Raw genomic sequence first — 14,123 nt, 5'->3', positions numbered from 1 at the left:
ATGGCCTCTTTAATCAAGTTCATCAGGGTGAGGATGACTGGCGCTGTCGAAGTTGAGTCCATGCTTGCGCAGTTTGTCGTGCAGGGTTTTGCGCGGTACGCCCAAGGCTTCGGCCAGGCTGCGCATCGAGCTGTGAGAGCGCTCAAGTTCGGCGGCGATAAGGCTTTTTTCAAAGTGTTCGACCTGCTCGCTCAGCCCCCCCGACACTTCATGCCCGGTTGATTCCTTGCCGTCAGCCGAGTCGTCCAGCGCCAGCTCAAGGCCAAGGGCGAAACGCTCGGCGACGTTTTGCAGTTCACGCACGTTGCCCGGCCAGTTATGCCGCAGTAACAAGGCCCGTTGCGCCGGTTGCAGGACGTTGGGCGTCAGATCGTGGCGCACGCTGGCTTCGCCGGCAAAGTAATCAAACAGCATCAGGACGTCTTCACCCCGTTCACGCAAGGGCGCGATACGCAGGGGGGCAACGTTCAGCCGGTAATACAAGTCGGCGCGAAAGCGGCCCTGATCGGCGGATTGGCGCAGGTCTTCCTTGGTGGCGGCGATGACCCGGATATCCAGCGGGATCAGTTGATTGCCGCCCAGACGCTCGACCACGCGTTCTTGCAGCATGCGCAGCAATTTGACCTGCACATCCAGGCTCATGCTTTCGATTTCATCGAGGAACAGCGTGCCGCCATTGGCAAACTCAAATTTGCCGATACGGCGCTTTTGCGCGCCGGTAAAGGCTCCCGGCTCGTGGCCGAACAGCTCGCTTTCAACCACCGATTCGGCCAGGGCCCCGGCGTTGATTGCCACAAACGGGCCGTTGCGTCGGCTCGACAAGTCATGCAGCGCCCGGGCGACAACTTCCTTGCCCGAGCCGGTTTCGCCCAGAATCAATACATCGGCCTTGGTCGCTGCCAGCGCGCCAATTTGCTCGCGCAAGCGCAACATGGCTGCAGACACCCCAACCAGCCGCGAGCTCAGTAGCTGGCGATCACTCAGGGCCAGGCGCAGGCTGCGGTTATCCAGCACCAGAGCACGCAAGGCTAGGGCCCGGCGCACGCTGTCGAGCAACGCGTCGCTGGCAAAAGGTTTTTCGAGAAAGTCATAGGCGCCAGAGCGCATGGCCTGAACCGCCAGCGGCACATCGCCGTGACCGGTAATCAGCAGCACGGGCAGTTCCGGGTCCTGGCCATGCAGTTGAGCGAGCAACTCAAGACCGTCCATACCCGGCATGCGGATATCACTGACCACCACCCCCGGCCAGTCGCGGCCGATGCGTTCGGCAAGACCGTTTGCTTCGGCCAGGGGCAACACATTGAGGCCCGCAAGGTCCAAGGTTTGAAACAGGGCCTGGCGCAGGTGCGGGTCATCATCGATCAGGATGACCTGAACGCGTGGATCGATGGGCTGGCTCATGACCTGGAGTCCTCCGAGGCTTGCAAACTCACGCCTGGCGCCCCTGCGCGCAGTCGTAAGGTAATTAAGGCACCGCCTTCCTTGTGGTTGGCGAACAACAACTCGCCGCCAAACGCACGGATCAGCGTGTCGCAAATGGCCAGTCCCAGGCCCAAGCCCTGGGTGCGGGTCTTGGTGGTGTAGAAAGGCTCACCGGCGCGGCCCAACGCTTCCAGGCAAAACCCCGGGCCGTTGTCGCGAATGTACACCGTGACGCCTTCGGCCGTGGATTGGGCACTTAGCCACAAGCGTCTGGGCGGGCCTTTTTCGGTCAGTGCATCAAGGGCGTTGGCCAGCAGGTTGCCCAGTACCTGGCGCAAGCGGGTTTCCCCGGCTTCGACCCACAGCGTGGCAGCAGGCAAATCGCGGATCAGTTCGACTTCCATGCTGCGCCGACGTTTGGCCAGTAATGCCAGTGCGTCGTCCAGTGCCGGTTGCAGGGCGACACTTTCAGGCGCATGACGATCACGGCGGGCGAAGGCCCGCAGGTGGGCAATGATCGAAGACATGCGTCCGGTCAGCTCATTGATCAGCTTGAGGTTGCCGCGTGCGTCCTCGATGCGCTGGTGATTGAGCAGCACTTCGGCGTTCTCTGCATAACTGCGGATGGCCGCCAGCGGCTGGTTGAGCTCGTGACTGATGCTGGCTGACATGGTGCCCAGCGCCGACAGCTTGCCGGCCTGCACCAGATCATCCTGGGCGCGCACCAGTTCCTGTTGCGCATGTTCGCGTTCCAGTACTTCTTCACGCAGCAGCCGGTTGAGCCCTTCGAGGTCGCTGGTCCGCTCTGCCACACGCATTTCAAGTTCACGGCGCGCCTTGGCTTCAAACGCGATGCGGTCCAGGTAATGGCGCCGACGTTGCATCATCAAGCCGATCAGCAGCATGACTACCAGCAAGGTGGCGCCACCGATAGCCAGCACCGTGCGCACCGAGCGGTCGATCAGCGTACGAGGGGCAAGAATGTTGACACTCCACCCGGTCTCATCGATTTTTTGGGTTTGCACCAGCCAGGCATTGAGGTCCAGGTTCAGCGGTTTAGGGTCGCTGGTCGGGTAGGGCAGGATGGCGAAAATGGCCTGACGCTCTTCTGGCGACAACTCGCGGGTGGCTCTAAAACGCCATTCCGGACGCGAAGTGAGGATCACCACGCCATTGCTGTCGGTTGCCAGCAGTTGCTCGGGTGTGTTGCCCCACAACTGTTCGGTGTGGTCCAGATCAACCTTGACCACCAGCACGCCGAGTTTTTTATCGCCGTCGAGTATGGGGGCCGCGAAGTAATAACCGCGTTTGCCGGAGGTGGTACCCAGCCCGAAAAAGCGCCCCAGCTTGCCTTCCATCGCCTCGCTGAAATACGGACGGAACGCAAAATTGCGCCCGATAAAACTGTCGGCTTGATCCCAGTTCGAGGTGGCCAGGGTATCGCCATGGGTGTCCAGCAAGTACATGACCACTGCGCCGGTCTGGTTACTGATGTCATCCAGCAAGCGGTTGGCCTTGGCCTGGGCTTGGGCATCCTCAGGGTTGGCCAGCACGGCGCGAAGGTCTGGCAGCTCGCCGAGAATCTGCGGAAGCACCTCATAGCGATGCAGCGTGCCCAGCAGGTTGGCGACGTACAGGTCGAGGGTCTGGCGATTTTGCCCGGCCAGTTCGCTGCGGTAATAGCGTTCGGCCAGGTGCTGCAGCGGCCACAACAAAGGGGCGAGGCACAACGCCAACAAGGCCAGGCTGCGCCAGCGGGGTCTGCGAGGAACTGAGGAGGTGGTGATCATCGGGAGGCTGCGCCGCAAGAGTACGGCGCAGTATACCTGTGCAGAGCCCCTGTAGCCGCTGCGGCAGCGGCTACAGAAATACGTCAACCGTGGGAGCGAGCCTGCTCGCGAAGATCATTCGCGAGCAGGCTCGCTCCCACGGGGGGCTTTAACCGCTAACAAAGTATTTACAGAGAGTTAGCGGGCCAAGCACTCACGCAACGCGGTTTGCCAGTCGGGCTGAGTGACGTGCCACTCGCGGGCCAGGCGACTGCAATCCAGTCGCGAGTTTTGTGGCCGGGCTGCGGGCGTCGGGTAGGCGCTTGCAGGGATTGGCTCCAGAGTCGCACACGACTTGCCTTGGGCGCTCAGGTGCTCGGCAATGGCCTGGGTGAAGCCAAACCATGAGGTTTCACCCTGAGCGGTCAAGTGATACGTACCCCATGGCCCTGCTTCGCCGGCTTGCCAGCGCTCGATCAACGCCCGTGTGCTCTGGGCGATGGTACCGGCCCAGGTCGGCGCGCCGATCTGGTCAGCCACCACGCGCAGTTCCGGCCGCTCTTGCAACAGGCGCTGCATGGTCAGCAGGAAGTTCTTGCCGTGGGTCGAGTACACCCAACTGGTGCGCAGGATCAAATGCTCAGCTCCGCTCGCAGCGATGGCCAGTTCACCCGCCAGCTTGCTTTTGCCGTAGACGCCCAAGGGGTTGGTGGCATCGTCTTCGGTGTAAGGCGCAGACTTGCGGCCATCGAACACGTAATCGGTGGAATAGTGGATCAGCGGGATGCCCAGGGCCGCCGCTTCTTCAGCAAACACACCGGGGGCAATGCTATTGATGGCGAACGCCAGCTCAGGCTCGCTTTCAGCCTGGTCCACGGCGGTGTGTGCGGCGGCATTGATGATCAAGTCAGGCCTGTGGGCCCGTACCTGGCTGCGGATTTGCCCGGGTACGGCCAGATCAAGCACATCGCGTCCCAGCACAACCAGCTCGCCCAGACCGGCAAGGTGCTTTTGCAACTCAACCGCCACTTGGCCGGTTTTGCCACTGATCAGGATTTTCAAAGAAGCTGCTCCATCCGTTATGCGATCAAGTCCTGGGGATCAGTGCAGCCCAGGCGCTGGCCTTGATAGCTGCCGTCTTGAACCCGGCGACACCATTCCAAGTTATCCAGATACCACTGCACGGTTTTGCGCAGGCCGGTCTCGAAGGTTTCTTCGGGCACCCAGCCCAGCTCGCGTTCAATTTTGCTGGCGTCGATCGCGTAGCGCTGGTCGTGGCCCGGACGATCCTTGACGAAAGTAATCAGGTCGGCGAACTGTGCAACACCCGCCGGGTGCTTCGGCGCCAACTCTTCGAGCAGGGCACAGATGCTGCGCACTACGTCGATATTGGTTTGTTCGTTATGCCCACCGATGTTGTAAGTCTCGCCAACCACACCTTCAGTCACGACTTTGAGCAAGGCACGGGCATGGTCTTCGACGAACAGCCAGTCACGCACTTGCAGGCCATTGCCATAGACCGGCAGCGGCTTACCGGCCAGGGCGTTGAGAATCACCAGCGGGATCAGCTTTTCAGGGAAGTGGAACGGGCCGTAGTTGTTCGAGCAGTTGGTCAGCAAAACCGGCAAGCCGTAAGTGCGGTTCCAAGCGCGGACCAGGTGGTCGGATGCCGCTTTACTGGCCGAGTACGGCGAGCTTGGCGCGTAAGGCGTGGTCTCGGTGAACAGGTCGTCGACACCGTGCAGGTCGCCATACACTTCGTCAGTCGAAATATGGTGGAAGCGAAACGCGCTTTTTTCCGGCTCAGGCAGGGTCAGCCAGTAAGCACGGGCGGCTTCGAGCAGGCTGTAGGTGCCGACGATGTTGGTCTGGATAAAGTCGGACGGGCCGTCGATGGAGCGGTCAACGTGGGACTCGGCCGCCAGGTGCATGATCGCCTGTGGCTCGAAGCGCGCAATGATTGCACTGACAGCGGCCTGGTCGACGATATCGGCCTGTACGAACTCGTAGCGGGTATCGGTGGCAATGCTTTGCAGCGATTCAAGGTTACCGGCGTAGGTCAATTTGTCGAGATTGAGGACTTCGTGCCCGGTGTTTTTGATCAGGTGACGGATCAGCGCTGAACCAATAAAGCCGGCGCCGCCGGTGACTAAAATGCGCATGTAGTTGTTCCTTATTCCCTGAAGGCCTTTAAACATATGGCGCATAGCTTGTGGGGATGTGCCGGGTGGTGCAAGTGGGCGTGGTCAGGAATATAAAGAGATAAGTATAAATCCAGATTTATATCTGCTTTGTAGGCGTATTCTCATTAACTATCGATAAAAATTCATATAATTGCCGATATTTATCGGCTATAAAGGCAGTCATCGTTGACGTGATGCCGACATGCACTCACTGTCTTCATATTTTACGCATTCCAAACCCGATGCTTTTCAGGAGTCCAGATGACCACTTTGCACAGTTCGCCGCGCGCTGACGGCTTTCACATGCCAGCCGAATGGGCTCCGCAGACCCAAACCTGGATGATCTGGCCAGAGCGTCCGGATAACTGGCGACTGGGTGGCAAGCCCGCCCAGGCGGCTCATGCAGCGGTGGCCAAGGCCATTGCGCGTTTTGAACCGGTGACCGTCGGTGTTTCGGCCGCCCAGTATGAAAATGCCCGTGCGCAACTCGATGTGCCCAATATTCGCGTGGTCGAGATGTCCAGCGACGATGCCTGGGTGCGTGACAGCGGCCCTACGTTTGTCATTAACGACAGCGGTGAAGTGCGCGGCGTAAACTGGGATTTCAACGCTTGGGGCGGGTTTGATGGCGGCTTGTACTTCCCGTGGAACCGCGATCAGCAAGTGGCCAGCAAGGTGCTGGAAATCGAACGTTGCCCGCGTTACTACACCGAAGGTTTTGTGCTCGAAGGCGGCTCGATTCACGTCGATGGCGAAGGCACGCTGATCACCACGGCTGAGTGCCTGATGAACCGCAACCGTAACCCGCATCTGTCTCGCGAAGAGATCGAAGACGTCCTGCGTGCGCAACTGGCTGTGGACAAGATCATCTGGCTGGCGGACGGTCTGTTCAACGATGAAACCGACGGTCATGTGGATAACTTCTGTTGCTACGTCGCACCGGGTGAAGTGCTGCTGGCCTGGACCGACGACGAGCGCGACCCTAACTATGTGCGTTGCCACGCGGCGATGGACGTATTGGCAGCCAGCACCGACGCCAAGGGGCGTCCGTTCGTGGTGCACAAAATGCCGATTCCGGGACCGATGTATGCCACCCAGCAAGAGTGTGATGGCGTGGACAAGGTGGCGGGTAGCCAGGACCGCAACCCGTCGGAGCGTCTGGCCGGTTCTTACGTGAACTTCCTGATCGTCAACGGCGGCATCATTGCGCCGAGCTTTGACGACCCGATGGATGCGCAGGCCAAAGTGATCCTGCAAAAAATCTTCCCGCAGCACGAAGTGGTGATGGTACCGGGCCGTGAATTGCTGCTGGGCGGCGGCAATATTCACTGCCTGACCCAGCAACAGCCCGCGCCGCATAAGGCATAACCCCGCTTCTTGCGGCGCGGCTCCTGTAGCCGCTGAGGAGCGCAGCGAGGCTGCGTTCGACTGCAAGGCAGTCGTGAAACCATGCGTCTCGGTTTGTGAGATGCATTTTCACGATCGCTTCGCGACCGGACGCAGCCTTCGTTCCTCGTCAGCGGCTACAGAGGTACATTTTAAAACTTGTACGTCCCCGTCATTACCAGGCTGCGTGGTTCGCCCGGCATGATCTGCGCTGCGCTGGTGGCTGACTCATAGTAATAACGGTCAGTCAGGTTGGTCAGCGCACCGCTCACATCCCAGTCTTTTTCGCGATAGCCCGCCAACGCATCCCAGCGCCCGTAACCCGGCAATACCGTGGTGTTCATGTTGTCTGCATAACGTTGGCCTACCAGGGTCAGGCCCGTTTCGGCATACCAGCCCATTTCCGGTTTCCAGGTAATGAACAGGCTGCCATTGCGCTTGGCCACGCCGTTGATGCGCTTGCCCTCCAAACCATTGTTGTCCTTGACCACTGTTGCGTCCTGCAGGCCAATGCCGCCGCGCATATACCAGTTGCCGCCGAGTTTGCCGCTGGCCGTCAGCTCAATGCCCCGTGAACGTTGCAGGCCGGAAAGCAGGGTAATGGTCGGATTTAACGGGTCCTTGGTGCGACGGTTATAGAGCTCAAGCTCGTACACCGCCAGCGTCGTACTCAGGCGATCCCCCATCCAGTCGCTTTTCACGCCGATTTCTTTTTGCTTGGTCAGCTCCGGGCTCAGGTCATTGGTGTTGCCGGCCGCCCCCGGGGTGATGCCGATCAGGCCGCCGCCCACTGGTGAGAACGTTTTGGTCCAGGACGCGTAAAACGAGTGGTTCTCCAGCGGGGTCCAGACCACGCCCAGGCGCGGGCTGGTGCTGTGGCTTTGACGGTCTTCAGTACGGTCGGTTTTTTTCAGGTAGTTGGTGGACTCGATATCAAAGCGGTCATAGCGCAAGCCAGCCAGCACCTGCCATTGATCGTTGAAGCGAATCTGATCCTGAACATACAGGCCCTGGCTTTCGACTTCGGTATGGCTGTCGCTGAATGTGGGCATCGCTCCAGTCGTGCGCAGGTTGCGGTCGGGGTTGTACAGATCAACCGAGGGTGCGCTCAAGGCTTTGAAGAGTTTGGGGTCGCGACGCTGACTGCCGATTTCCAGACCGGCCAGCAGGCGGTGCTCAAGGCCAAAGGTGTCAAAGCCGCCTTCGATCTCGAGGTTGTTGAATATGTTGCGGGTGCTCATGTCCTGCTGCCAGCTCTGACGATCGACCCTGTTGGTGATTGGGTTGTAGCCGGTCAGGTAGGTGTTTTCGAACTCACTGTCGAGTTTGAACACGCCGAGGGTATGACGCAGTTGCCAGTTTTCGCTCAACTCATAGCTCAGGCGTGAGCGCAGGTTCTGGGTTTTGTCATCGATGTAATCGTTTTTCCCGCCGTAAGACGTACCGCGGCTGACGTCGGCAGGGCGCCCGTTGATGCTCGGGATACCGCGATCCGGGGTGCGGTTGTAGCGACTGTATTCGTACTGCACCAGCCAGTTCAGATCCGGGGTGATTTGCCAGCTCATCGAAGGTGCGAACAGCTGACGATTGCCGCTGACGTGATCGCGAAAGCTGTTTTTGTCTTCATTGCCCATGTTCAGGCGCAGGCTGATGGTGTCGCTCGGGTCGGTGCTGAGGTCAGCGTACAGGCTGCGCAAATCCTCACTGCCGCCTTGGGCCTGGATGCTCGACTGGCGGCCGAACTGCGGCATCTTGCTGACGCGGTTGATGATCCCGCCCTGGCTTCCGCGGCCATACAACACGGCTGCCGGGCCTTTAAGTACTTCAATGCGCTCGATGTTATGCAGGTCGCGTACGTATTGACTGTCGTCGCGAATACCGTCCAGATAAAAGTCGTTGCTGGCGTCAAAACCGCGAATACGCAAGCTGTCGAAGCGGGTATCGGCCGTGCTGCTGACGTTGGGAATCCCGCTCAATGCTTCGCCCAGGCTGTTGATCCCGTAATCGAGGACATTGCTGGTTTTGACTGAATCAATGGCCTGCGGGACATAGCGCGCAGGGGTCGATGTACGGGTGGCGGTGGTGACGTCTTTGACTCGTGGGTCATCGGCTTCTGCTTCGGTGGCACTGATCGACAGTTCAGGAAGTACGGTGGCAGCGCTGCCAAATCCGGCGTACAGCAAGGCGCACAGCCCCAGATTCAAGGGCGTTAAACGGCGGGGGGAGAGCATGGTTGAGAAGTGTCCGGGCGGTTGAGGTGAGGGTTATATTTTTAGGGTGCGAATGGTAATGGTTCTTGTTACTTTGTGTTAATAATTAACAATTACGCCGTCCCGTGAATATGTATCTTTTTGTTTCGGTTGCCTGCGGCCTCATCCCGCCCGATTTGCCCGATTCGTGAAACAGACTAAAAGCTGTATCGGCGTTTTTCCTCTCAGCACAGAAAGCTAGGCTGTCGCTCTGATTTGTTGATTGTCCGGAGCGAACCATGACCACCCCCCCCGTGTTGCATTACATCTACGACCCCCTGTGCGGTTGGTGCTATGGCGCCAAGCCACTTATCGACGCTGCACGGGAAATTCTGCCGGTGGTTGCTCATGGCGGCGGGATGATGACCGGCCCACAACGCCAGCCGGTGTCAGCGCAACTGCGCGACTACGTGATGCCCCACGACCTGCGTATTGCCCAGTACACCGGGCAGCCGTTTGGCGAGGCGTACTTTGAAGGGTTGTTGCGCGACACCACTGCCGTATTTGATTCGGCGCCGCCTACCACAGCTGTGCTGGCGGCGGACCAACTGGCCGGTCGCGGACTTGAGATGCTCGGGCACTTGCAAACCGCTCACTACGTAAATGGTCGCCGAATTGCCGATCAGGACGTGTTGATGGCGGTGGCGGATGAAATGGGCCTGGAGGTCGAGGGGTTTCGTGCAGCCTTTGAAGCGGCAAGCGGCGAATTGACGCAAGCGCATTTCAAATCCAGTCGCGGGTTGTTGGCCCGTGTCGGTGGCGAAGGCTTTCCGACTGCCGTCCTGGAGCAGTCCGGTCAATACCAGGTGATCGATCTGGGGCCGTATCTGGGCAAGCCCGAGGCCTTTGCTGCCTGGCTGCGACAGCGTGATGGGGTCAGCGCTGAACACGGGGGCAACTCAGGGCCAGCCTGTGGTCTGGACGGCTGTCAGTAACAATTAATGACACTTCGGTGAAAATTTTGAAAAGTCCTGCGAATTAACAAATTTTTCACGAAATTGACACCTCGCCTTCACGGCGGCTAGGATTCCCGCCAACGCCTGTGGCGATAAGCCATACACCAACTTTGTGAAAGGCCTGTATTGAGTCGTCGTGCAGGTCTTTTTTGTTATGTGTAGCAACCACCACTCAATGTTTCAGCTTGATATCCACAGCGCGCCTTTATTCAGAAATAAGGAAAATAATATGTTGAACAAACGGATAGGTCTCCTCGCTTTGGGCGTACTCAGTGCTACCCAGGCAATGGCTAACGATCAAGCTGACGCAAAAGGTTTTGTAGAAGACAGTCACCTCAATGTACTGGCGCGTAACGCCTACATCAGCCGTGACTACAAGAATGGCCAGCAGGATAAAGCTGAATGGGGCCAAGGCTTCCTCGGCACCTTCAGCTCGGGCTTCACCCAAGGCACCGTAGGTGTGGGTGTGGATGCTTTCGGCATCTACGCACTGCGTCTGGACGGCGGCCGTGGCAAAAGCGGCGCGGGCGGTATCGACTTCTTCAAGCAAGGCGCCAGCGGCAAAGCGGCTGACGACATCGCCAAGGCTGGCGCTGCAGTGAAAGTGCGTGTGTCCAACACCGTGCTCAAATACGGCGACCAAATGCCTGCGCTGCCGGTGCTGATGTACGACAACTCGCGCCTGATGCCAGAAAGCTTCACCGGTACTTTGTTGACCTCCAAAGAGATTAACGGCCTGGAGCTGAACGTCGGTCGTTTCACCGCAGAATCGCGCAAGAGTGCTGAAGCGCGCGACAGCGGCGACCTGAAAAGCATCAACGTGTTTGGCGGTAGCTACAAGTTCACCGACAACCTGTCGGCTTCGCTGTACGGCTCCGAAATGGAAGACGAACTGCGCAAGCAATACGTGGGCGTGACCTACGCGCTGCCGCTGCAAGACAAACAGTCCCTGACGTTTGACTTCAACGGCTACCGCACTCACGTCAACGACGACTACGCGCGTGACGTGCTGAAAGTTGACGGTCAGGACAACAAGATCTGGAGCCTGGCAACCACCTACGGCTTTGGCGCACACACCGTGACCCTGGCTTACCAGAGCAGCACCGGCGAAATCGGCTACCCGTACGGCGGCTACCGCAACGCTGGCGGCGTGGGTGATGGCGGCAACACCATCCTGCTGGCCAACTCCTACTGGTCCGACTTCAACGCCAAGGACGAACGTTCGTGGCAGTTGGGTTATGGCTTCGACTTCGGCGCCGTTGGCATTCCGGGTCTGACCTACAACATCGCCTACGTGCGCGGCACCAACATCGACGACGGTTCTGACCGTGGCCGTGGTACCGAGCGCGAAATCTACAACCAGGCCAAGTACGTTGTACAAAGCGGCCCGGTCAAGGACCTGAGCGTGCGTCTGCGTGGCTCGTGGTTGCGCGTATCGAGCAACGCCAGCGACTACAACGTCGGCGGCAATGAAGTCCGTGTATTTGTTGATTACCCGATCAGCATTTTCTGATGCCACCGGCCTGTTAAACAGGCCGGACATCTGAATAAAAAAGCCCCGACTGGGGCTTTTTTTTTGCCGAGCCAGCGAAGGCCCTGCCACCGACGGGCCCAGTTCATCCGAGCCTGGTAGGGACCATTGTGGGAGCGGGCTTGCTCGCGATGCAGGCGGCGCGGTCTGTCAGGTAGACCCTATTGTCAGGGTGATCACGATTCCTGAGCGCACTCGCGCAACCAGTTCATAAACACGTGTAGCCGCTTGGGCACCGTGCCGAACGGAGGGTAAACCAGGTAATAGTCGTAGTGGCCGCACCGGCTGAAACCCCCGAAGGGCAGGACCAGTTCGCCACGATCAACCCGTTTTTGGACCAGTTGCTGGCGCCCGATGGCGATGCCCGCGTGGTTCATGGCGGCGGTTACGCAGAGGTCCGAGCGGTCGAAGGTCAGGGTGCGTTTTGGCAGTGCCGACAGTAGATTGTGTTGTTCGGCCCAGAGTGTCCACTCGGCATCATAGGCCGCATGATCCCAGGCCAGGGAGTCGTGCAAGGTGGTGCAGTTGCTCAGGTTTTGCGGGTTTTCCGTCAGGCGATGGCGTTGCGCATATTCAGGGCTGCACACCGGCGCCATCCGTTCGCGCATCAATCGCTGGCTTGCCAGTCCTGGAAATTCGCCGTTGGCGTAGTACAAGGCCAGGTCAATTTTGCGCGTGCGAAAGTCGACATTGTCATTGCCCACCCGCAGGTCCAGAGAGACCAGCGGGTAGCGCTCAATAAAGTCGGCCAGTCTGGGCACCAGCCAGCACTGTGCTACCGAAGGTCTGGCATAGAGCGCAATTGAACCGGCAATTTCTGCCTGTGATGACTGCTCAAGCGCCTCGGACAATTCCCCCATCGCACTCTGGAGAATTTCGAAAATACGCTCGCCTTCATCAGTCAGGCTTACCTGACGTGTGAGACGCTGGAACAGCTTCATGCTCAACGCGGTTTCCAGCCGACTGATGCGGTGGCTTACGGCGCTCGCGGTCAAGCACAGTTCCTGCGCCGCACGGGCAAAACTCAGATGACGAGCGGCCACCAAAAAGGTGTGGAGGTTAGCGAACTGGCTACTGTTGAGCCTGGAACTGACACGGGGCGGAAGGTTAAGCACGGCGGGTTTCCCTCAAGCCAAAGGCTGACTTCTGGCGTAATACTGCTCGCGACGCGTTGAAACCTTCGCGAGCAGGCTCGCTCCCACTGTGGGGGTCATAGCATTACGGCGTGTGGCAGGATGTGGCAACGCATGCATCTTGCCACATCCGCTTTGTGCCTGAGTCAGCCCAGCAATTCACGACCCTTGGCCAGATACGCCTCCATCTCGTCAGCAGGCACCATATTGCCGCCTGTTGCCCAGACCAGATGGGTGGCGTTGCTCATGGCCTGCGTGTCCAGCCCGATGCGGGCCAGATAACCTTGCTGGTCGGCCTGGACCCTGGCAATGCCGGGCACGCCAGCCAGCGCGGAAGGCTCAAGGCGCAGGCCTTCGCTGCGCTCCATCAGTGCCAGCAGGCTGTACATTTCTTCATCGCTGACTGTGTAAAAACCGTCCAGCAACCGCTGCATGGCCTTGCCTACAAAACCGGAAGCACGGCCTACCGCCAAGCCATCTGCGGCCGTTACGTTATCAATGCCGAAATCCTGCACGCTGACTTCGTCGTGCAGCCCGGTATAGACCCCAAGCATCATGCAGGGCGAGTGAGTCGGTTCGGCGAAGATGCAGTGCACGGCGTCACCGAAGGCCAGCTTCAAACCAAAAGCAACGCCACCGGGCGCGCCACCCACGCCGCAGGGCAAGTACACAAACAGGGGATGTTGCGCATCCACGGTGATGTGCGCCGCAGCCAATTGCTGCTTCAAACGTTCACCGGCCACCGCGTAACCCAGGAACAGGTTGACCGAGTTTTCATCGTCGACGAAATGGCAGGCCGGGTCGGACTCCGCTTGCTGGCGACCCTGGGCCACGGCCACGCTGTAATCGCTGGCGTACTCAACCACCGTTACACCGTGTGAACGCAACTTGTCTTTCTTCCACTGCCGTGCATCTGCCGACATATGCACGGTCACCTGAAAGCCCAGCGCGGCGCCCATGATGCCGATCGACATACCCAGGTTACCGGTGCTGCCCACGGCTATTTTGTACTGGCCGAAAAAGGCTCGAGCCTTATCGCTGTGCAGCAGCGCGTAGTCGTCATTCAGGGTCAACAGCCCCCCGGCCAGGGCCAGGTCTTCGGCATGCTTGAGCACTTCATAAATCCCGCCACGGGCCTTGATCGAACCCGAAATGGGCAGATGGCTGTCACGCTTGAGCCACAGCGCGCCGTTCAGGGATTGCCCGTAACGCTCGCCGAGCAACGGCTGAAGGTGTGCCATGGGCACGATGTCCGATTCGATAATGCCGGCACTGCATTCTGTTTCAGGGAAGGCGAGGCGCAGGTACGAAGCAAATCGTGACAGTCGGGCGCTGGCATCTGCGACATCTGCGCTGGTCAGCCCCACGTCGGCAATCGCTTGCCCCACTGGCGCCACGCCCGGGTTGAACCAGGTGGTCTCTTGCAGCGCAACCAGTTCGCGAATCAGTGGGTAGCTGTCACACCAGCTTTCAAGTGTTCTGCCCAAAATCATG

Annotated in this window: 10 protein-coding genes; 3 read left to right on the top strand and 7 right to left on the bottom strand. The window is 59.2% G+C overall.

Going from position 1 to position 14,123, the window contains the following annotated elements:
* Positions 1-9: 9 nt before the first annotated feature.
* From RGV06_RS13615 to rfbB, 4 genes are all read right to left on the bottom strand, one after another.
* The gene (locus RGV06_RS13615) at positions 10-1,401 is read right to left on the bottom strand and encodes a sigma-54-dependent transcriptional regulator (protein ID WP_019824746.1); all 1,392 of its coding nucleotides are present in this window, start codon (positions 1,399-1,401) and stop codon (positions 10-12) included.
* Positions 1,398-3,212, bottom strand: coding sequence for a sensor histidine kinase (locus tag RGV06_RS13610; RefSeq protein WP_019824748.1), 1,815 nt, complete (start codon positions 3,210-3,212; stop codon positions 1,398-1,400). Before RGV06_RS13610 ends, RGV06_RS13615 begins: the two co-directional genes overlap by 4 nt.
* Before the next feature lie 177 nt (positions 3,213-3,389).
* Entirely contained in the window at positions 3,390-4,253 is an 864-nt protein-coding gene (gene rfbD, locus RGV06_RS13605; RefSeq protein ID WP_048352251.1) for a dTDP-4-dehydrorhamnose reductase, read from the bottom strand.
* A gap of 17 nt (positions 4,254-4,270) precedes the next feature.
* On the bottom strand, positions 4,271-5,353 hold the full coding sequence (rfbB, locus tag RGV06_RS13600; protein ID WP_019824751.1) for a dTDP-glucose 4,6-dehydratase: 1,083 nt from the start codon (positions 5,351-5,353) through the stop codon (positions 4,271-4,273).
* A gap of 282 nt (positions 5,354-5,635) precedes the next feature.
* Between rfbB and aguA the strand changes: the two genes are divergently transcribed.
* Complete coding sequence (gene aguA / locus RGV06_RS13595; RefSeq protein WP_322150194.1) at positions 5,636-6,742, top strand: agmatine deiminase; 1,107 nt, start codon at positions 5,636-5,638, stop codon at positions 6,740-6,742.
* A gap of 170 nt (positions 6,743-6,912) precedes the next feature.
* Here the strand turns inward: aguA and RGV06_RS13590 are convergent, their stop codons facing one another.
* Positions 6,913-8,991, bottom strand: a complete 2,079-nt coding sequence (locus tag RGV06_RS13590; protein ID WP_322150192.1) for a TonB-dependent receptor — start codon at positions 8,989-8,991, stop codon at positions 6,913-6,915.
* A 257-nt stretch (positions 8,992-9,248) separates the two neighbouring features.
* Between RGV06_RS13590 and RGV06_RS13585 the strand changes: the two genes are divergently transcribed.
* Both RGV06_RS13585 and RGV06_RS13580 read left to right on the top strand, forming a co-directional pair.
* Complete coding sequence (locus tag RGV06_RS13585) at positions 9,249-9,944, top strand: DsbA family protein (protein WP_048352248.1); 696 nt, start codon at positions 9,249-9,251, stop codon at positions 9,942-9,944.
* Between the two features lie 250 nt (positions 9,945-10,194).
* Entirely contained in the window at positions 10,195-11,478 is a 1,284-nt protein-coding gene (locus tag RGV06_RS13580; protein WP_019824757.1) for an OprD family porin, read from the top strand.
* A gap of 194 nt (positions 11,479-11,672) precedes the next feature.
* Here RGV06_RS13580 and dsdC read toward each other — a convergent pair whose 3' ends face one another.
* Complete coding sequence (dsdC, locus tag RGV06_RS13575; RefSeq protein WP_019824758.1) at positions 11,673-12,611, bottom strand: DNA-binding transcriptional regulator DsdC; 939 nt, start codon at positions 12,609-12,611, stop codon at positions 11,673-11,675.
* 164 nt (positions 12,612-12,775) lie between these two features.
* Positions 12,776-14,122 carry a D-serine ammonia-lyase gene (gene dsdA, locus RGV06_RS13570; protein ID WP_322150190.1) on the bottom strand — a complete coding sequence of 449 codons (1,347 nt, stop codon included), beginning with the start codon at positions 14,120-14,122 and terminating at the stop codon, positions 12,776-12,778.
* Position 14,123: the final 1 nt, after the last annotated feature.

It is taken from the genome of Pseudomonas sp. CCI3.1 (assembly GCF_034313985.1).
GTDB classification, from domain to species: domain Bacteria; phylum Pseudomonadota; class Gammaproteobacteria; order Pseudomonadales; family Pseudomonadaceae; genus Aquipseudomonas; species Aquipseudomonas psychrophila.
Note: the sequence above shows the minus strand (reverse complement) of the source record. Positions and strands in the feature narration are given on the sequence as shown.

Coding starts and splice junctions, on each gene's coding strand:
- rfbB (WP_019824751.1), bottom strand. CDS start 5,353: ATGCGCATTTTAGTCACCGGCGGCGCCGGCTTTATTGGTTCAGCGCTG.
- RGV06_RS13590 (WP_322150192.1), bottom strand. CDS start 8,991: ATGCTCTCCCCCCGCCGTTTAACGCCCTTGAATCTGGGGCTGTGCGCC.
- dsdA (WP_322150190.1), bottom strand. CDS start 14,122: ATGATTTTGGGCAGAACACTTGAAAGCTGGTGTGACAGCTACCCACTG.
- RGV06_RS13615 (WP_019824746.1), bottom strand. CDS start 1,401: ATGAGCCAGCCCATCGATCCACGCGTTCAGGTCATCCTGATCGATGAT.
- RGV06_RS13580 (WP_019824757.1), top strand. CDS start 10,195: ATGTTGAACAAACGGATAGGTCTCCTCGCTTTGGGCGTACTCAGTGCT.
- aguA (WP_322150194.1), top strand. CDS start 5,636: ATGACCACTTTGCACAGTTCGCCGCGCGCTGACGGCTTTCACATGCCA.
- RGV06_RS13610 (WP_019824748.1), bottom strand. CDS start 3,212: ATGATCACCACCTCCTCAGTTCCTCGCAGACCCCGCTGGCGCAGCCTG.
- RGV06_RS13585 (WP_048352248.1), top strand. CDS start 9,249: ATGACCACCCCCCCCGTGTTGCATTACATCTACGACCCCCTGTGCGGT.